Source organism: Providencia sp. PROV267, from assembly GCF_028477825.1.
Classification (GTDB): Bacteria; Pseudomonadota; Gammaproteobacteria; order Enterobacterales; family Enterobacteriaceae; genus Providencia; species Providencia stuartii.
The window spans coordinates 1-18,324 of sequence record NZ_JAMPLX010000017.1 but is presented as its reverse complement, the minus strand read 5'-3'; the positions used below and the strand labels follow the sequence as shown (position 1 = coordinate 18,324).

17 protein-coding genes and 2 pseudogenes are annotated in these 18,324 nt (G+C 41.5%); 8 read left to right on the top strand and 11 right to left on the bottom strand.

All coding sequences use genetic code 11. From position 1 onward, the window contains the following. Window positions 1-18: 18 nt before the first annotated feature. Entirely contained in the window at window positions 19-1,707 is a 1,689-nt protein-coding gene (gene dauA, locus PR709_RS11730; protein WP_004919397.1) for a C4-dicarboxylic acid transporter DauA, read from the top strand. Window positions 1,708-1,928: 221 nt separating this feature from the next. Here dauA and PR709_RS11725 read toward each other — a convergent pair whose 3' ends face one another. The 6 genes from PR709_RS11725 to hemA are packed head-to-tail and all read right to left on the bottom strand — an operon-like array spanning window position 1,929 to window position 7,773. Next, a complete protein-coding gene (locus PR709_RS11725) occupies window positions 1,929-2,831 on the bottom strand; it encodes a TIGR01212 family radical SAM protein (protein ID WP_040133088.1) in 903 nt (300 codons plus the stop codon). Window positions 2,832-2,843: 12 nt separating this feature from the next. Further along, a complete protein-coding gene (kdsA, locus tag PR709_RS11720) occupies window positions 2,844-3,698 on the bottom strand; it encodes a 3-deoxy-8-phosphooctulonate synthase (RefSeq protein WP_014658273.1) in 855 nt (284 codons plus the stop codon). Between the two features lie 44 nt (window positions 3,699-3,742). Further along, entirely contained in the window at window positions 3,743-4,552 is an 810-nt protein-coding gene (sirB1, locus tag PR709_RS11715; RefSeq protein ID WP_004919394.1) for an invasion regulator SirB1, read from the bottom strand. Continuing rightward, complete coding sequence (gene prmC / locus PR709_RS11710; protein ID WP_036940091.1) at window positions 4,552-5,397, bottom strand: peptide chain release factor N(5)-glutamine methyltransferase; 846 nt, start codon at window positions 5,395-5,397, stop codon at window positions 4,552-4,554. The genes sirB1 and prmC overlap by 1 nt, the downstream gene beginning before the upstream one ends. Beyond that, a complete protein-coding gene (gene prfA, locus PR709_RS11705; RefSeq protein ID WP_004919392.1) occupies window positions 5,397-6,479 on the bottom strand; it encodes a peptide chain release factor 1 in 1,083 nt (360 codons plus the stop codon). The genes prmC and prfA overlap by 1 nt, the downstream gene beginning before the upstream one ends. A 31-nt stretch (window positions 6,480-6,510) precedes the next feature. Continuing rightward, the gene (gene hemA, locus PR709_RS11700; RefSeq protein WP_272570900.1) at window positions 6,511-7,773 is read right to left on the bottom strand and encodes a glutamyl-tRNA reductase; all 1,263 of its coding nucleotides are present in this window, start codon (window positions 7,771-7,773) and stop codon (window positions 6,511-6,513) included. A gap of 529 nt (window positions 7,774-8,302) precedes the next feature. On the opposite strand from hemA, the gene lolB reads away from it, so the two are divergent. The 3 genes from lolB to prs all read left to right on the top strand — a co-directional run bounded on the left by lolB (window position 8,303) and on the right by prs (window position 10,852). Further along, window positions 8,303-8,968 carry a lipoprotein insertase outer membrane protein LolB gene (gene lolB, locus PR709_RS11695; protein ID WP_042116548.1) on the top strand — a complete coding sequence of 222 codons (666 nt, stop codon included), beginning with the start codon at window positions 8,303-8,305 and terminating at the stop codon, window positions 8,966-8,968. Next, on the top strand, window positions 8,965-9,840 hold the full coding sequence (ispE, locus tag PR709_RS11690) for a 4-(cytidine 5'-diphospho)-2-C-methyl-D-erythritol kinase (RefSeq protein ID WP_004919385.1): 876 nt from the start codon (window positions 8,965-8,967) through the stop codon (window positions 9,838-9,840). Before lolB ends, ispE begins: the two co-directional genes overlap by 4 nt. A gap of 64 nt (window positions 9,841-9,904) precedes the next feature. After that, window positions 9,905-10,852: a ribose-phosphate diphosphokinase gene (gene prs, locus PR709_RS11685; protein ID WP_006661866.1), complete on the top strand. Its 948-nt coding sequence runs from the start codon at window positions 9,905-9,907 to the stop codon at window positions 10,850-10,852. A gap of 323 nt (window positions 10,853-11,175) precedes the next feature. On the opposite strand, the gene ychH is transcribed toward prs, so the two are convergent. Beyond that, complete coding sequence (ychH, locus tag PR709_RS11680) at window positions 11,176-11,448, bottom strand: stress-induced protein YchH (RefSeq protein ID WP_004919381.1); 273 nt, start codon at window positions 11,446-11,448, stop codon at window positions 11,176-11,178. A 299-nt stretch (window positions 11,449-11,747) separates the two neighbouring features. On the opposite strand from ychH, the gene pth reads away from it, so the two are divergent. The 4 genes and pseudogenes from pth (at window position 11,748) to PR709_RS11660 (ending at window position 15,747) form a co-directional block, all read left to right on the top strand. After that, complete coding sequence (gene pth, locus PR709_RS11675; protein ID WP_004919378.1) at window positions 11,748-12,338, top strand: aminoacyl-tRNA hydrolase; 591 nt, start codon at window positions 11,748-11,750, stop codon at window positions 12,336-12,338. Window positions 12,339-12,460: 122 nt separating this feature from the next. Next, window positions 12,461-13,552, top strand: a complete 1,092-nt coding sequence (gene ychF, locus PR709_RS11670) for a redox-regulated ATPase YchF (protein WP_004919376.1) — start codon at window positions 12,461-12,463, stop codon at window positions 13,550-13,552. 215 nt (window positions 13,553-13,767) lie between these two features. Continuing rightward, a pseudogene (locus PR709_RS11665) lies at window positions 13,768-14,957 on the top strand (tyrosine-type recombinase/integrase). Between the two features lie 172 nt (window positions 14,958-15,129). Continuing rightward, window positions 15,130-15,747: a Fic/DOC family protein gene (locus PR709_RS11660; RefSeq protein ID WP_150375471.1), complete on the top strand. Its 618-nt coding sequence runs from the start codon at window positions 15,130-15,132 to the stop codon at window positions 15,745-15,747. On the opposite strand, the gene PR709_RS11655 is transcribed toward PR709_RS11660, so the two are convergent. The 4 genes and pseudogenes from PR709_RS11655 to PR709_RS11640 form a co-directional block, all read right to left on the bottom strand. Further along, on the bottom strand, window positions 15,744-15,908 hold the full coding sequence (locus PR709_RS11655) for a hypothetical protein (protein WP_190956435.1): 165 nt from the start codon (window positions 15,906-15,908) through the stop codon (window positions 15,744-15,746). The two genes, PR709_RS11660 and PR709_RS11655, sit on opposite strands and share 4 nt — an antisense overlap. A gap of 211 nt (window positions 15,909-16,119) precedes the next feature. After that, window positions 16,120-17,228 (bottom strand): IS3 family transposase gene (locus tag PR709_RS11650; protein WP_272570908.1). Its coding sequence is split into 2 segments (ribosomal slippage): window positions 16,120-16,976 and window positions 16,976-17,228, totalling 1,110 coding nucleotides; the frame shifts between segments, so codons are not numbered across the junction. Between the two features lie 35 nt (window positions 17,229-17,263). Next, the gene (locus PR709_RS11645; RefSeq protein ID WP_239505687.1) at window positions 17,264-17,881 is read right to left on the bottom strand and encodes a hypothetical protein; all 618 of its coding nucleotides are present in this window, start codon (window positions 17,879-17,881) and stop codon (window positions 17,264-17,266) included. 42 nt (window positions 17,882-17,923) lie between these two features. Further along, window positions 17,924-18,324: pseudogene (locus PR709_RS11640) on the bottom strand (hypothetical protein); the annotation flags it as partial.

The following is an 18,324-nucleotide window of genomic DNA, read 5'->3' as shown; positions in this document are numbered from 1 at the left end:
TTATTTTGGTGGGGTACAATGAGTACAAAAAAAATTAATAGCTTGCGCCTATTTAGCGCATTAATAGATTCGTGTTGGAAAGAGAAATATACATTTGCTCGCTTTATTAAAGATTTAATTGCCGGGGTTACCGTTGGGATTATCGCCATTCCATTAGCAATGGCACTGGCAATAGCAAGTGGAGTTCCACCACAATATGGCCTTTATACTGCTGCTATCGCGGGTATTGTTATCGCAATCACTGGCGGCTCACGTTACAGTGTTTCAGGGCCAACGGCCGCTTTCGTCGTCATTCTCTATCCCGTCTCACAGCAATTCGGGTTAAGTGGGCTACTCGTTGCAACCTTAATGTCTGGTATTATTTTGCTTGCAATGGGGTTCGCTCGTTTTGGTAAGTTTATTGAATACATTCCTGTCTCTGTCACGCTAGGCTTTACTTCTGGTATCGCAATTACCATTGCGACCATGCAAATTAAAGATTTTTTTGGCTTACAAATGGCATATGTTCCTGAAAACTATGTCGATAAAGTTATCGCCTTAGTCAACGCTTTGCCGACACTCCAATTCAGCGATACTTTGATTGGTTTAGTGACACTCTTCGTTTTAATTTTATGGCCTAAGCTAGGACTAAAGTTACCGGGTCACTTACCTGCTCTCGTTGCAGGTACACTGGTCATGTGGGTGCTCTCTCTGTTTGATAAAAATGTTGCTACCATCGGCTCACAATTTAGCTATTTATTGCCCGATGGCTCAGAAGGTAACGGTATCCCCCCTATCTTGCCTCAGTTTATTTTACCATGGCAGCTTCCCGGCAGCCCCCCTATTAGCTGGTCGATGATCACCGCATTGATGCCCGCGGCTTTCTCAATGGCTGTCCTTGGCGCGATCGAGTCGCTGCTATGTGCGGTTGTTCTTGATAATATGACAGGCAAGAAACACCACTCTAACAGTGAACTTATCGGGCAAGGCTTTGGTAATATCGCAGCGCCATTCTTTGGTGGTATTACAGCTACCGCCGCCATTGCACGTTCGGCAGCTAACGTTCGTGCAGGTGCAACCTCGCCGATTTCCTCAGTGATCCACTCATTGTTAGTCTTGCTGACGTTATTGGTCCTCGCCCCAATGCTTTCCTATCTGCCCTTAGCGGCGATGTCATCATTGCTGTTGATGGTTGCATGGAATATGAGCGCCGCACGTAAAGTGATAGACCTGATCCGCCGCGCGCCTAAAGATGACATCATTGTTTTGCTTTTGTGTATGTCTCTTACTGTGCTTTTCGATATGGTCATTGCCATCACTGTAGGGATTGTTCTCGCCTCACTGCTGTTTATGCGCCGTATTGCTAATATGACTCGGATCAGTGAATTAGCAGAAACCGATGAAGCCAAAAGCCGTTTAGTGGTTCGTATCAACGGCCCACTGTTTTTTGCCGCAGCAGAGCGTATCTTTGATGAATTAAGGGTCAAAAGTGAAGGTTATAAAACCATCATCATGCAGTGGGATGCGGTGCCTGTACTTGATGCTGGCGGGTTAGAAGCATTCCAGAAATTTATCGACATAGTCAAAAAAGACACGCATATCGTTATTTGTGACATTCCATTCCAGCCGCTTAAAACCTTGGCGCGCGCTGGTGTAACGCCTATTGAGGGAGTGTTAAGTTTCCATAATTCGATTGATAAAGCTCTCGAGGAACTTGATTCCAAATAACCATAAATGAGCCACAACCAAAAAGCGCGGGAGTGGCTAATTTATAATGCTAATCTAGGAACAAACGCTAAATAATCTCTGACGGGGTATGCTGAGTTACGTTGTTTGTGACTGCTACCCTGTCACATGCCTAACCATCTCTCCTCTACCACCAACAGATCTCTATTTTCAATGGTTAGTATTAACAATATAAGAAACCATACTCGGCTTATTAATAACCATTAAAGTGCGGAGCCTTGTCCACCATGTGTGAGTAGATATTGGTATAGACTATTCATGCCTAACCAGCGGTTTTCACACCACTCTGGGGCTAATAATGTTGGTCGGCGCGCACTGGCACAAATACGGTGATAAACCACATCGGTAGGTGTATAGCGGATCAGTTCTCCAGCCACTTGGGTATAGTCAGTTAAGGTCATCGGCGCTAATCGCCCTGCTCGCCAACTTTTCGCCATAATACTCCCCTCAACAATATGCAAAGGGTGTAATTTGATCCCATCCGTACCACACTCCAGCACTTTTTCTAATGTCTGCATATTCATTAAAGTGCTTTCACCCGGTAAGCCACAAATAAGATGCGTGCAAACCTTAAGTCCGAGTTGCCTTGCTTTCGTTACGGTTTTTTGATATTCGGCGAAACCATGCCCTCGGTTAATGCGATGAAGTGTTTTATCATGTGCGCTTTGTAAGCCCAATTCCAACCATATTTCATACCCATGCTCTCGATAGCCACTTAATAAAGAGAGCACGTCTTGTGGCACACAATCCGGACGCGTGCCAACACATAATCCAATAATATTCGCCTGCTTAAGAGCTTCCTCATACAACTGCTGTAGTAAACACACTTCAGCATAAGTGCTAGTATAGGCTTGGAAATAGGCTAGATAGCGGCTGGCTCGCGTGATTTTGGCTTTTTGATGACGAATTTGCTCACTAATCGATTGAGTCGATTGCGTTTCATCAGAGAAAGAGGAGACATTACAAAAGGTGCAACCACCTCGCCCAAGAGTACCATCGCGGTTCGGACAGCTAAAACCACCATGTAATGTTATTTTGTGAATTTTCTCGCCATAACGGCGCTGAAGATCAGCGCCGAACATGGAGACAACTTGGTTCAGTTGCATTGCAAACCGAGATTAACGACTCGTATCTAACTCAGGGAAGCTTTTTACTAACTCATCAATCGCTTTGATTTGCTGTAAGAAAGGCTCTAATTTAGCAAGTGGTAGTGCTGACGGGCCATCACAACGAGCACTGTCAGGATCTGGATGCGCTTCAAGGAATAGCCCTGCTAACCCAACTGCCATGCCTGCTCTGGCCAATTCAGCCACTTGAGCACGACGACCACCAGAAGCAGCGCCAAATGGGTCACGACATTGCAGCGAATGGGTAACATCAAAAATAACTGGACAACCATTTGAAGCTTGCATCATGACATTAAAACCAAGCATATCAACAACTAGGTTATCATAACCAAAATTAGCGCCACGATCACATAAGATGACTTTATCATTACCACCTTCAATGAACTTTTCTACGATATTGCCAATTTGGCCCGGGCTAATAAACTGTGGTTTTTTAATATTGATCACGGCATCAGTTTTCGCCATTGCTGCAACCAGATCAGTCTGACGAGCTAAAAATGCAGGTAATTGGATAACATCCACCACTTCAGCAACAGGTTGAGCTTGAGATGGCTCATGCACATCAGTAATGATTTTCACGCCAAAGGTTTCTTTCAACTCTTGAAAGATTTTCATCCCTTCATCAAGGCCTGGGCCACGATATGAATGAATTGATGAACGGTTAGCTTTATCAAAAGACGCTTTAAATACGTAAGGAATGCCTAGCTTTTGCGTCACTGTGACATAGTGCTCACACACCTGCATTGCCATATCACGGGATTCAAGGACATTCATTCCACCAAAAAGAACAAAAGGGAGATTGTTTGCGACTTTGATATCACCAATGCTGACCATTTTCTGTTGCATGCTCTTACCTTTCATATCGAGACAGTTTGCTGTCTGTGCATAAATTAATGTAACACTACTGGATGATTATCTAATGAATATATCTGAATTTTAATCATTTCAGAAATAGGATCTTCTGGGCAGTGTTCAATAAAATAGTTTAAATCATTCAACGCCACATGGTTACAATCTAAATGTGCAAGAATTAATCCACGGTCGCGAATTTCATAAGGGTCTTCAGGATCTAACGTTAATAGCGTCTCACAGACCTTTAACGCTAACTCCATTTTTTTCTCTTCCATTAAAGAGGCTTTCAGCGTGTCAAATAACTTACGAATGATCACACTGTTTTCCGCAACATCAAGTTGATCCTCACCCAACTCAGAGTAGGGATCCACGGTTCCTTTAAGCCACAAATTGAGCGTATGCCATGTCAAGGTTTCCCCATTGACTGGGTTAATAAACCATTGTGAACCATCCTCTTTCTGAGCCAGTAATAACAGCTGAGTTGGAAACACGGCAGGTTCGATATCAATCTCTAATTTCTCAGCAATATAAAGGAAAATGGAACCTAAAGAGACCGGTGTTCCACGCTTCGTTGCTAAGACTTTATCTAGCCAAAGCATGTCGGATAATGCATAGATGCCGTCAGCACCACCAAATTGCCATTGATGATAAAAAAGCGTTATTAGTTGATTAATTTTACTTTCATTATCCGCTTGTAAATCAATAACCGCTTTGGCTGCTTCAACCAAGCTATCCAATCGAGCCTGTACTTGCATAAGAGGAAAATCGATACGAATACTTTGGGAAACTATCATAATACCTTCACTCAAAGGTATTTTGTTAAATTCAATATTTGCTATGGTTTTCATCACATTTCCACTGATTTATTCCACTGCCCAAGCGAAATTCTATCTCGGCCACCATAATCTAGACAGGTTTCAATATTGCTATATCCATACTGTTTGAATAACTCACGAACTGCGGCACCTTGTTGCCATCCATGCTCAACAAGTAACCAACCTTGTGGGTTAAGGTATGATCTCGATGTAGACACAATATGGTCTAAATCTGACAGTCCGTGATTATCTGCCACTAAAGCGGTTAAAGGTTCGAATCTAACATCGCCTTGCTGCAAATGGTCATCATTTCCATCAATATAAGGTGGATTACTCACAATCATATCAAAATGTTGGCAAGACAGTGAGGTAAACCAATCACTTTGTAGAAACTGTACATTGTTAAGCGCCAGACGTTGCTGATTACGCTGTGCTAAAGAAACAGCATCCAGATTAAAATCAACACCGATAATCACGCTGTCTGGACGTTCAGAGGCGATCGCCAAAGCAATAGCGCCTGTCCCTGTGCCAAGATCAAGTATTTGGCAGCGCTGAGCCGGAAGCCGTGCTAGGGCCTGTTCAACTAGACATTCAGTATCAGGACGGGGAATCAAAGTGGCTGGCGAGACAAATAAAGGCAATGACCAAAATTCACGCTCACCAATAATATAGGCGATGGGTTCACCTTGCTCACGACGACATAATAGTGATTCAAGTGCTTCATACTCAGGCTGTGTTAACTCTGTTTCTGCAAATGCAAAAATAAAGGTACGACTCCGCCCTGTAATGTGTTGAAGCAGGATTTCCGCATCTCGTTTAGCACTATCACTCATCGGCAGCCTTGCGACTGCTTGGTCAACCCACTCGCCGTATTGCATTAATCTTGCTCAGACAATGCAGACAGTTGATCTGCTTGATATTCGTTGATAATCGGCTGAATTAACGCATCCAGCTTCCCTTCCATCACTTCATCTAAACGATACAACGTCAAATTGATACGGTGATCGGTCACCCTACCTTGAGGGAAGTTATAGGTACGAATACGGTCAGAACGGTCACCAGAACCTAATAAGTTACGTCGTTCCGAGGCTTCAGCGGCTTGACGCTTATCCATTTCTGCTTGACGGATACGAGCACCTAATACAGACATCGCTTTTGCTTTGTTCTTATGCTGTGAACGTTCATCCTGACATTCAACCACAATACCCGTTGGAATATGGGTAATACGGATTGCGGAGTCAGTTGTGTTAACGTGCTGTCCACCCGCTCCCGAAGAGCGGAATGTATCAATACGTAAATCTGCTGGGTTGATTTCAGGTAATTCCGCTTCCGGTAATTCAGGAAGGATAGCGACGGTACAAGCCGATGTATGAATACGTCCTTGTGATTCCGTTTCTGGCACACGTTGTACACGATGACCACCAGATTCGAATTTCAAGCGACCATAAACGCTTTCACCGGAAATTTTTGCAATCACTTCTTTGAAGCCACCATGCTCACCATCACTAGTGCTCATTAACTCAACACGCCAACGGTTAGCCTCGGCATAACGGCTATACATACGGAATAGATCACCCGCAAAAATAGCCGCTTCGTCTCCACCAGCCCCTGCACGAATTTCAAGGAAACAGTTGTATTCATCATCAGGATCTTTTGGCAGCAACAACAGTTGTAATTGCTGTTCAAGCTCTTCATTGCGCGCTTTCGCTTCTTTTAGCTCTTCTTGAGCCATCTCTTTCATTTCAGGATCATCTAACATCATCTCTGCTGTTTCGATATCTTCCTGAACAGTCCGCCATGCCGTAAAGCATTTGGCGACATCTGTCAGTTGAGCATACTCTTTTGATAAGGCACGAAAGCGTCCCTGATCAGCAATCACACCTGCATCGGCGAGGTGTGCTTGAATTTCTTCATAGCGTTCCTGTAATGCTTCCAGTTTTGCGACAATAGAAGGCTTCATTCGTTATATCAGACCCATGATTAAAATGTGGTTATTGTTGGTTCAGCCCTAAGCTGTCCCTAAGTAGATTCAGGCGTTCCAAGTCACCATCTCCAGCGGCTTGCTGTAAAGATTTTGTTGGTGCATGGATCAGGCGGTTGGTCAATTGTTGGGTAAGTTGTGTAATAACTTGTTCAGGGTCTGCACCCTGACTAATTGCCGCGAGTGCTTTTTCTGTCATCCCCGCGCGGATTGCCTCAGCCTGCGCTCTGTAATCGCGAATTGTAGACACTGCGGCTTGCGAGCGCAACCAATCCATGAAATGGCTGCTTTCTTGTTCCACGATAAATTCTGCTTCAACCGCTGCGGCTTTGCGCTGAGCAAGGTTTTGCTGAATTATCGACTCAAGATCATCCACCGTATACAGGTAAACATCTCTGAGTTTTTCAATATCAGGCTCGATATCACGAGGAACCGCAATATCAATTAACAACATGGGTTTGCTGCGACGCACTTTCATCGCACGCTCTACCATGCCTTTGCCTATAATCGGTAACGGACTTGCTGTTGAACTGATCACAATATCGGCTTGAGCCAAACGTGTATCAATATCAGACAGCGTGATCACTTCCGCATTAACCTCATTAGCTAATAACTCCGCTCTTTCACGAGAACGGTTAGCGATCATCATCTTCTGCACACCATGCTCGCGTAAATGGCGTGCCACCAATTCAATTGTTTCCCCTGCTCCCACTAACAAAATATTCAAATGTTTGAGTGACTCAAAAATTTGCCTTGCTAATGTACAAGCGGCGAATGCAACGGAAACCGCATTCGCTCCGATCTCTGTTTCGGTACGAATGCGTTTAGCGACAGAAAATGATTTTTGAAATAAACGCTCTAATTCGCTCGACAAAGAATGGTTGTCTTGAGAAAGGGCGAACGCTTTTTTAACCTGCCCAAGGATTTGCGGTTCACCTAAAACTAAAGAATCCAACCCACTTGCAACCCGCATAAGGTGACTGACTGCTCGGTCACCTTCATGCCAGTACAGACTCGGTTTTAAATCTTTATCTGTAATATTGTGAAACTTGCATAACCACTGGATAAGCTGTTCTTGAGCTTGTTCTTGTGATTCAAGGCTCAAATACAACTCAGTTCTATTACAGGTCGACAGCACAACGCCACCGCTCACCTGAGGTTGCTTAAGCAACTCCTCAAGAGCATGGTCGATTTTTTCTGGTCCAAAAGCCACCCGTTCACGAAGGGCTACTGGCGCCGTTTTATGATTAATGCCTAGGGCTAATAGGGTCATTGTGCTTAACTACATTGCTCACATTGCTAATTATTTATCCAGTAGTATAACCACACTACTGTTATTTGTTTATCGACTATTGTAGATGATCTCCGCCCCGCTTTCTATGCCCCGCGAATAATGAAAACCATAAAGATGATCACTACCAAACTTTTTCCATAGAAAACTGCTGACGATTTAGCCGAATTCAACACTATTAGTATTGCTATTCTACACCGCTTTATATCGGAGATGTACCCTTTTTTATTATACTTATTAAGAAATTATCAATATCAATGAGATATGCTGCGATTGTCATCTGTCAACTGATGAATCAAACTATCGATACTCATTGACCAATTGTATAAATAGGCAAAACTTCTTCAATCCGATTGATCATTTAGCTGTTTTAACGCAATATTTTGCCCACTGTCGCACCATATTATCCAGTGAGTCATTTTTCTAAATTGCAATAACACGTTACACTTCAGTGGGTATCAGCTTTGATAAAACCTATTTACTTTTTACTCAATGATTTTTGAGAGTCGCTATGCAACTGTTCACTACTTGGTCTTGTTTCGCTCCTTCCACCGCAAAGCGTTTTTGGCGTTTATTGCCGCTTTCTTGCTTATTGCTGACGGCTTGTGTGACCACTCAACAAACAACAACGTCTGGTACAGGTTCCGCGTCTGATCCACAATGGAAAACCCATTTACAAGAAGTCAACGCACTTCGCAATTATCAAACTCGCGGTTCTTTTGCCTATGAATTTGATGGTAGTAAAACCTATGCTAAATTCTTCTGGCAGCAGTATACACCTGAAAAATATCGTTTATTGTTGACAAACCCACTCGGCAGCCGCGAGTTAGAGCTCACCGTTGAACCTGATTTAGCGCGTTTAACCACAAAAGATGGGCAAACGCATATGAGTGATGTTCCTTCCGAGCTGATTTATCAACTTACTGGCATGGAGATCCCGCTTGAGGACCTGACCGCTTGGTTAACTGGCTCACCTGGGCGCGCAACACAATTTACGCTGGATAAAAACCACCTCCTAAAATCTGTAACATTACAGCAAACCAATGGTGAAAAGTGGCAGCTTAACTATCTTTCTTACAATATGAATACCACTCCAATGTTACCAAGCAACCTTGAATTACGTCAGGGTTCGCGCCTAATTAAGCTAAAAATGGATAGCTGGACTTTACAAAAATGACGTTAACATGGCCTTCCCCTGCTAAATTGAACCTTTTTCTCTATATCACAGGCCGTCGAGCAGACGGCTATCACGAATTACAAACACTGTTTCAATTTCTTGATTACGGTGACGACATTACCATCACCACGCGGGCAGACGATCACATCAATCTACTCACGCCAATGGAGGGAGTAGAACCAGAACAAAACTTAATCGTCAAAGCCGCAAAATTATTACAACACTACTGCCGTGATACTTTAGGCTATTCAGAACCTCTCGGGGCAGATATCAAAATCAATAAAATATTGCCAATGGGCGGCGGTATCGGTGGAGGCTCTTCCAATGCGGCCACCACACTTATTGCATTAAATACTCACTGGGGAACAGCAGTGAGTGATGACGTGTTAGCGGAGCTAGGTAAAAGCCTTGGAGCAGACGTTCCCGTTTTTGTGCGAGGCCATGCCGCTTTTGCGGAAGGAATAGGTGAAATTTTGACTCCAGCCTCGCCTAAAGAGAAATGGTATCTGGTTGCACATCCAGGAATTGAAATCTCAACTCCGATGATCTTCACAGATCCGCAATTAAATCGAAATTCTCCAAAACGCTCACTAGCCGCATTATTACTGGCTCCGTACGCAAATGATTGCGAACCAATTGCAAGAAAACGTTTTCGTGAGGTTGAACAGCTCGTTTCTTGGCTGTTAGAATATGCCCCGTCTCGCCTTACAGGGACAGGTGCTTGTGTTTTTTCTGAATTTGAAACACAAGCTGATGCCCTTAAGGTGTTAAATAAAGCCCCATCGTGGGTGCATGGTTTCGTCGCTCAAGGGGTGAACGAATCGCCGTTGCACAAATTCCGCGCTGGGATAACCCGTGTATTGCACCAATAATAACGATTTAGCATCGGTTATTGGTCAACAATATCTCTCTGGACGCAAGCCTGAGGTTTTTCTCGTGCCCGATATGAAGCTTTTTGCTGGTAACGCTACACCGGAACTAGCACAACGTGTTGCTAACCGCCTTTACACTAATCTTGGAGACGCGGCTGTTGGTCGTTTTAGCGACGGCGAAGTCAGTGTTCAAATTAATGAAAATGTTCGCGGTGGTGATATCTTTATCATCCAGTCAACCTGTGCACCAACCAATGATAACCTGATGGAACTGGTTGTTATGGTCGATGCGCTGCGCCGTGCATCTGCTGGTCGTATTACCGCTGTTATCCCTTACTTCGGTTATGCTAGACAGGATCGTCGCGTACGTTCTGCCCGTGTACCAATCACCGCTAAAGTTGTTGCCGATTTTCTGTCCAGTGTAGGTGTTGACCGTGTTCTCACCGTTGACCTACACGCTGAGCAGATCCAGGGCTTCTTTGATGTTCCTGTTGATAACGTATTCGGTAGCCCTATTCTTCTGGAAGATATGTTGCAGAAAGATTTGGAAAACCCAATCGTTGTATCTCCAGACATCGGCGGCGTCGTCCGTGCTAGAGCAATTGCGAAACTGTTAAATGACACTGATATGGCAATCATCGATAAACGTCGTCCTCGCGCGAACGTTTCCCAAGTGATGCACATCATTGGTGATGTTTCTGGTCGTGACTGCATTTTAGTCGACGATATGATAGATACTGGTGGCACGCTGTGTAAAGCGGCTGAAGCTCTGAAAGAGCGTGGTGCAAAACGCGTATTTGCATACGCAACTCACCCGATTTTCTCAGGTAATGCCGTAGACAACATCAAAAATTCAGTCATTGATGAAGTCATTGTTTGTGACACAATCCCTCTTTCACCTGAAATTAAAGCATTGAACAAAGTTCGCACGCTGACACTTTCAGGCATGCTGGCCGAAGCAATTCGCCGTATTAGCAATGAAGAGTCAATTTCTGCGATGTTCGAGCACTAAGAATTAATTAACGAGGTAGCAATACCTCGTTTTTCTATATTGCTTTGAAAATCAAAGAAATGTCATAATTTAAGTAGCGCCCCTACGGTTGAATATCAACCGTAGGGGCTTTATTTATCCATTCATTTTTACTCACCATAGCCTACAGGTAACCTCGTTGGCTTAATTTTTCATATTACCATGGTGATAAAATACGCACGAAAGAAGAGAGAGTTAGAGATAAATAAAAAAACAAAAGAGTGATTATCTAAAATATGAAATCACCCTTCGTTGCTAAATAAGATCAACTAATATTGTTAGTCCACATAAATTAAAAACAAATATTATGGATAACGATGGTTATCTTTATTTGAATGTGGATAATGTTTTATTAGCCAGTAACGGTCAGCAATTTTTTCTCTACCGCCAATTCTCGCTCCAGTTAACCAGATCATCGCACCAACAAAGATGCCAAACAAGGAGCCCATTGTGATCATGTCCGGTAAATTGAGACTAAATATATGGGAAGATAGGTTCAGTGCAATACTTCCTATCATAACGATTAGCCCTAACGCCATCAAAATATTACCAACCAAAACTGCTGTTTTACGTTTCATATCTACCTCCTATCTCAGTAGACTGATAAGCAAAGCATAATTGAAATATTCGAAAAAATTATATTGTTATATGATTATTATAGTGTAATAAGTAAAATTGTTTGCGATGGCTATCACATGGTGAGACTTTTCCCATAATTTCTGTACAAAAGATGCTTTTTTTAAAAATATTTTTCCCGAATAGTTTCATACGAAACTAAATAAACACCCCATTGCCCTATTTCAATTTTGTACATCCCCCCTATCACAAGGTAAACTAGATATAATTTTTTGACTTAACTGACAGTGAATAATTAGCCGTGAGCAAAATAAAACTAATTGTTGGCCTCGCCAACCCAGGTGCTGAATACGCCCAAACTCGTCATAATGCTGGAGCATGGTATGTTGACTTACTTGCCGAACGCCATAACCAATCTTTAAAAGAAGAAGCAAAATTTTTTGGTTATACCGCCCGTATCAACCTTAATGGCAACGATGTTCGGTTACTTGTTCCAACCACCTTTATGAATTTGAGTGGTAAATCGGTTCTGGCTGTTGCTAACTTCTATCGCATTAACCCTGATGAAATTTTAGTCGCGCATGATGAATTAGATTTACCCCCCGGTGTTGCAAAAATGAAATTAGGCGGCAGTAATGGTGGGCATAACGGTCTTAAGGATATTCAAAACAAGTTTAGTAATAACCCAAACTTTTATCGTTTACGCATAGGTATTGGTCATCCAGGCGATAAAAACAAAGTTGTTGGTTTTGTTTTAGGCAAACCACCTGCATCTGAGCAAAAACTCATCGATGAAGCGATTGATGAGTCCTTAAGGTGCACAGATATCTTACTTAGTGATGGGATGGATAAAGCGATAAATCGCCTACATAGTTTTAAAGCAACAGCGTAAAATCAGTGTACGTAAAGAGTTCATTTCATCAAAAACAACTTTTTGTGTATAATCAGCGCCAATTTTCTAACATTCAGGAGCAGCGCTCGCCTGCCCCTTGCTATTTTTAAGGTGAGAAACATATGGGTTTTAAATGCGGTATCGTTGGTCTGCCTAACGTGGGTAAATCTACACTGTTTAATGCGTTGACCAAAGCCGGCATCGAAGCAGCCAACTTCCCTTTTTGTACAATTGAGCCGAATACGGGCGTTGTGCCAATGCCAGACCCACGTCTTGACCAGTTGGCTGAGATTGTAAAGCCACAACGTATTCTACCAACTACGATGGAATTCGTTGATATCGCGGGTTTAGTCAAAGGCGCCTCAAAAGGAGAAGGTTTAGGTAACCAGTTCCTGACTAATATCCGTGAAACGGAAGCTATCGGCCACGTAGTGCGTTGCTTTGAAAACGACAATATCATCCATGTGGCAGGTCAAGTTAACCCTGCTGAGGACATTGAGGTTATCAATACCGAATTAGCGCTCGCTGACCTTGATACCTGTGAACGCGCAATACATCGCATACAAAAGCGTGCAAAAGGTGGCGATAAAGATGCTAAAGCAGAATTAGAAGTATTAGAGAAGTGCTTACCCCATCTTGAAAACGCAGGCATGCTGCGTACTTTAGATCTTAGCGCAGAAGAAAAAGCACTGATCCGTTATTTAAGTTTCTTAACACTCAAACCAACAATGTATATTGCGAATGTTAATGAAGATGGCTTTGAAAATAATCCTTATTTAGATACGGTAAATAAAATTGCTGAATCAGAAGGTTCTGTCGTCGTTCCTGTTTGTGCCGCTATCGAATCAGATATCGCTGAATTGGAAGATGAGGAGCGTGATGAGTTTATGGCAGATCTTGGCATTGAAGAGCCTGGTTTAAACCGCGTGATCCGTGCAGGTTATCAGTTATTGAACCTACAAACTTATTTTACTGCTGGCGTGAAAGAAGTTCGCGCATGGACGATCCCTGTCGGTGCAACAGCCCCACAAGCCGCCGGTAAGATCCATACTGACTTTGAGAAAGGCTTTATTCGAGCTCAAACTATCGCATTTGATGATTTTATTAAATACCGCGGTGAGCAAGGCGCTAAAGAAGCCGGTAGAATGCGTGCAGAAGGTAAAGATTACATTGTTCAAGATGGCGATGTGCTGAACTTCTTGTTTAATGTGTAAGCCTGCGCTTTAGCCTTATATTATTTCACAAAGTATCAAATCATAATAAAACAGCATAAAATTCATGATATTAACTGGGTTTTATGCTTTTTTATGCCTCATTAAGTTTCATAAAAGCTCGTGACTAAATGAGTATGTAACTGGGTACAACTTATTTATCCTCCCTTTTTAAGTGAGTATAATAATATCAACTTACATAACTAGTTGAACTTATTATGCTTACTGATACAAAATGCAGAACTGCAAAACCTAAAGAAAAACTTTATCGTATCAATGAATTCAACGGTTTGTACCTTAAAATGAAACCTAATGGTAAAAAAACATGGCGATTCCGTTTTCAACTAAATGGAAAATCAAGCATGCTTGCATTAGGTCACTCCCCATTAATAACACTAGCTGAAGCCAGATCTAAATGTGATGATGCCAGAAAACTCGTATCAGAAGGAATTAATCCAACACAAGCTAAGCAACTAGACAAGATCAGAAAAGCGAACGAATCTGCAAATATATTTCAAATCATCTCAAAAGAATGGTTGAAATGAAAGATTAGGCTGATGTGACAAAATACCGTCGCCTTGATATGTTGGAGCGCATTGTATTTCCTTCTATCGGCAATGACCAATAAGAGAAATTACATCTCACCATATTCTCAAAATATTGCAGCGTGAAGTTCAAAGAGGTGCTCCAACAGTTGCTGCTGAAGCTAAACGGACGATATCCTCGATTTTTGAATTTGCTGTTGCCACATTAAGAGCTGATAGCGATCCTGTATGGGCAATAAGAAAAGCTCTCCCAGCAAACAAAACTCAACATAAAAAAGCCCTCACTACAGATCAAATAGGTCAATTACTCAATAACTTTGATAATAGCCGTGGCACCTTTCAACTAAACTATTGTATGTGGTTAATGTGGTGGACGCTTTCTCGTCCATCTGAAGTCGCTGAGGCTGAATGGTCTGAATTCGATCTTGATAATGCACTTTGGACAATTCCAGCTGAGCGAATGAAAGCATGAAGAGAACATATTGTTCCTCTACCTACACAAGCTATTGCGATTCTAAAATCTCTTTATGGTTTTACTGGTAGCCGTAAACATTTATTTCCCGGTCGGGATTCTTGTCATAAAACCGATGTCTACCAACTCACTAAGGCAATTTCTTAAAACGAGAGGTTGGAGTGCTATATATAGCCCTCATGCGACACGCACAACAGGCAGCACACGATTAAATGAGCTTGGATATAGACCTGATGCTATCGAAGCACAGTTAGCCCATATGGACTCAAATAGTGTTAGACATTCATATAACCATGCAACTTATCTTGAAGAGCGCAAAATCATGATGCAAGATTGGGCTGATAAACTTGATATTTGGGTAAAACGAGCCAATTTTGAATTAAAACCATGATGCATGGGTGTGTTAGCTTTGAAATATAACGATATTTATGAATTTTTTAGAAAAACCTATAATTTAACCTACACTTAATTAATCCGTTGATTTATAGGTAGTTATTATTTATTTGATGTTTTTAGCATGATAACGTACAAAATTCATACCCACACCAAAAGAACACGCTTAAATGAATAGATATGATGTATCTAACAGCGAAGGAAAATTTGCTGACGGCTCTGATGAAGAGGTACTGGCTAACAAGCTAGGACTTTCAAACGTTGATGATATCAATGACGCAGAGCTTGTCCTGTTAGAAAAACTGTATCAAGTCATTTTTGAAGAACAATTCCCCACTGAGCAAATTACTGTATCTCTTATTCAGCGTTGGCACCGCCAATGGTTAGGGAATGTTTACGAGTGGGCTGGTCAATTACGCACAGTGAATATTAGCAAGGGTGGTTTTATGTTTGCCCCTGCGGGTCGTGTTGCAAAGTTACTTGCTCAATTTGAAAAAGAGTTTCTAGCGAAGTATACACCCTGCACTAATATGAGCCGAGAACAAGTCATAGAAGCAATTGCAACAGTACATGTGGAATTAATTCTGATACATCCATTTAGGGAAGGAAATGGGCGCTTATCGCGCTTACTCGCTGATGTGATGGCGGTACAAGCTGGTTTTCAGTCGTTAGACTATGAAAGTTGGACTCAACACCCCGAGCAATACATTGCAACAATCCACGCAGGGCTAAACCTTAACTATGAACCCATGAAATATTGGGTTAATGAAGCCTTGAAAGAGAACTAAATCGCCAGTTTCAAATGCCCGAACTTCTCACGCTTAGCCTTCATCTCTTCTTCAAGGCGACGAGACTCCTGCCCTGTTTCAATAGCTGTAGAGGTTGCTACCGAACGAGTGAGCTGAGTACGAGTTGGTCTTGTTATTTGAATTAATTCGTTCTTTTTCATGGTAGTCTCACATCAAACGGGCGATAGTGCATTTTATCATCGTTGGTTTATATGGCAACATAGATCTTATGGCGAAACTATAACCTTAAAGCTAGATATCAATTTAAAAACCACTGTTTTTAGCTCTATCCTTGGCTATCTTTAATACTTCATTATATGAATACTTTGACGTATAAAAAACATGCTCCCAATGGGGAGTGTCCACTCCCCATTAATTAAGACACTTCAAATTAGAGATTTCTAACTGTTTACGGTATGTCTCCGGTGGGAGGTTATTTAAACTTTCGTGGGTTCGATTTAGATTGTAATCTTGCTGCCAAAACCACACCATCTCTCGTACTTGGCTTAATGATTCAAATAAATAGGCATTTAAAAATTCACGGCGAAATGAACCATTAAATCGTTCGATAAAACCGTTTTGTTGAGGTTTACCAGGTTGAATATGGCATAAATCAATTCGATTATTTTTACAATCATTCAATAGATTAGCTGAAATAAGTTCAGACCCATTATCCACTCGAATTTGTTTCGGCAATCCTCTATCGATTTTCAAACGTTCTAGTACTCTAATGACTCGTTCAGCAGGCAATGACGTATCAACTTCAATTGCCAGGCACTCACGTGTCCCCTCATCAATAATATTCAAGGTTCTGAAGCGTTTACCACAGTACAAACTGTCGTGTACAAAATCCAAAGCCCATTGAATATTCGGGACTTTTTCTATCACTAATGGTCTTTTTTCACGCTTCGGAAGCACCTTTTTAACCCGTCGTTTCAAGTTCAATCCTAATCGACAATAAACGCGATAAACTCGTTTATGATTAAAAGAATAGCCTTGAAATCGCAGCCGAAAATAGCATTTCCAAAATCCTGATTGTGGTGATTTCGCTAACACAGATTGTATGGCATCGATCACCACTTGGTCTTTTTTACGCCAATCTAACGGTTGACGGTAAAAAGTAGCTCGGGGCAATGAAGTTAGTTTGCAAGCCTTAATGACTGATAAACCTGCCTCTTTTAATGATTGTGCACAGGACTTCTTTTCAGTCACTACCAACCCTTTTTTGCAAAAAGCTCCTTCATCGCATGATTTTCAAGGCTGACTTCCGCAAAGAGCTTTTTCAGTTTCGCATTTTCATCCTCAAGCTCTTTTAATCGTTTAACATCATTAGCTTCCATGCCACCATATTTTGATTTCCAATTATAATAAGTGGCGTTACTGATCCCATTTTGGCGACAAATGTCTTCCACTTTCATCCCTGAATCAGCGAGCTTTAAAATATTAACGATTTGAGTTTCAGTAAAACGGGCTTTTTTCATCATGACCTCTGCAATTTTTAGGGCAGAAACTCTAATTATAGCTGTATTATTTTAGGGGGAGTGGACACAACCCTGTTATTAATAAGTCCATTATTCCAGTTAATAACTGAAACAGAAAAAGTATCGTCTGAATTTTCTGACAATTCACGGCGTTTATTTTCTTCATCGGCATCAGAAAAGACTCTGTTTTTAGTCAGAACTATTTCCTCATTTTTGATAATCCGCCCATTGCTATCAGTGTAATAAAATAAGCTGGCATTGGTATAGCTGGAGTTACTGGAGGCACTGAAGTCAGAGACAGCTTTAACATGGTAAGGATTACTGCCAATTAATTCCCCGTCTGAAACAAAGGTTACAGAATCCGACGGTGATATGACTCTTTGAGATTTCCAGCTGAATTCAGTCAGCTCATTACAATCTGAGAATTGATATACTCTTGTTCCATTATCGGTTTTACCGTATTTATTTTCAGGTCTCGTGTGTATGGCTTTTACAGATTTTACGGGACCATAAAAAATATCACTGGTAATTATATAAGCGTTCTGTTTGTTAATATTTCTCTGCTCATTTGAGCACGTTTTTAAAGCAAGTGCATCAGACATAAACAACAAAGAAAGCAAAGAGGTAATAATGGGGAGTGTTTTACATTTCATATAAAAATATTACACCCATATAATGTGTATAAGTTAGTGTTTTTATTTTTGGATCATGGATTCTGATATTTCAAGTAGTTTTTTATACTCAGGTTCAACTTCAGAATTAAGAATAACATCGCCATTTGGATACTTTAAAAAAGAATCTTCGCCTTTCTTTTTTGCCCCAACCCAGTAACTTTTTATGTTAGATCTATAATCAATATTTATATTGATATTTTGAGTGTTTATTACTTTATAGGTCATAGTTTCATATTTAGCTATTAACCAAAATTGTTTGACATACCCCCCTATAAATCGCTCGCTAATCAACGGAAATAATATTAACTGCTCATTTATATCTCCTGATTTTTTTTCATAGCCGCCATCAAAAGTCGCTGGTGCATTGTTATCAAGCACAAAGGTGGCTTCCATACCAAAGTTTTTTGATATTAACGGATCTA

Coding starts and splice junctions, on each gene's coding strand:
- dauA (WP_004919397.1), top strand. CDS start 19: ATGAGTACAAAAAAAATTAATAGCTTGCGCCTATTTAGCGCATTAATA.
- PR709_RS11725 (WP_040133088.1), bottom strand. CDS start 2,831: ATGCAACTGAACCAAGTTGTCTCCATGTTCGGCGCTGATCTTCAGCGC.
- kdsA (WP_014658273.1), bottom strand. CDS start 3,698: ATGCAACAGAAAATGGTCAGCATTGGTGATATCAAAGTCGCAAACAAT.
- sirB1 (WP_004919394.1), bottom strand. CDS start 4,552: ATGAAAACCATAGCAAATATTGAATTTAACAAAATACCTTTGAGTGAA.
- prmC (WP_036940091.1), bottom strand. CDS start 5,397: ATGCAATACGGCGAGTGGGTTGACCAAGCAGTCGCAAGGCTGCCGATG.
- prfA (WP_004919392.1), bottom strand. CDS start 6,479: ATGAAGCCTTCTATTGTCGCAAAACTGGAAGCATTACAGGAACGCTAT.
- hemA (WP_272570900.1), bottom strand. CDS start 7,773: ATGACCCTATTAGCCCTAGGCATTAATCATAAAACGGCGCCAGTAGCC.
- lolB (WP_042116548.1), top strand. CDS start 8,303: ATGCAACTGTTCACTACTTGGTCTTGTTTCGCTCCTTCCACCGCAAAG.
- ispE (WP_004919385.1), top strand. CDS start 8,965: ATGACGTTAACATGGCCTTCCCCTGCTAAATTGAACCTTTTTCTCTAT.
- ychH (WP_004919381.1), bottom strand. CDS start 11,448: ATGAAACGTAAAACAGCAGTTTTGGTTGGTAATATTTTGATGGCGTTA.
- ychF (WP_004919376.1), top strand. CDS start 12,461: ATGGGTTTTAAATGCGGTATCGTTGGTCTGCCTAACGTGGGTAAATCT.
- PR709_RS11660 (WP_150375471.1), top strand. CDS start 15,130: ATGAATAGATATGATGTATCTAACAGCGAAGGAAAATTTGCTGACGGC.
- PR709_RS11655 (WP_190956435.1), bottom strand. CDS start 15,908: ATGAAAAAGAACGAATTAATTCAAATAACAAGACCAACTCGTACTCAG.
- PR709_RS11645 (WP_239505687.1), bottom strand. CDS start 17,881: ATGAAATGTAAAACACTCCCCATTATTACCTCTTTGCTTTCTTTGTTG.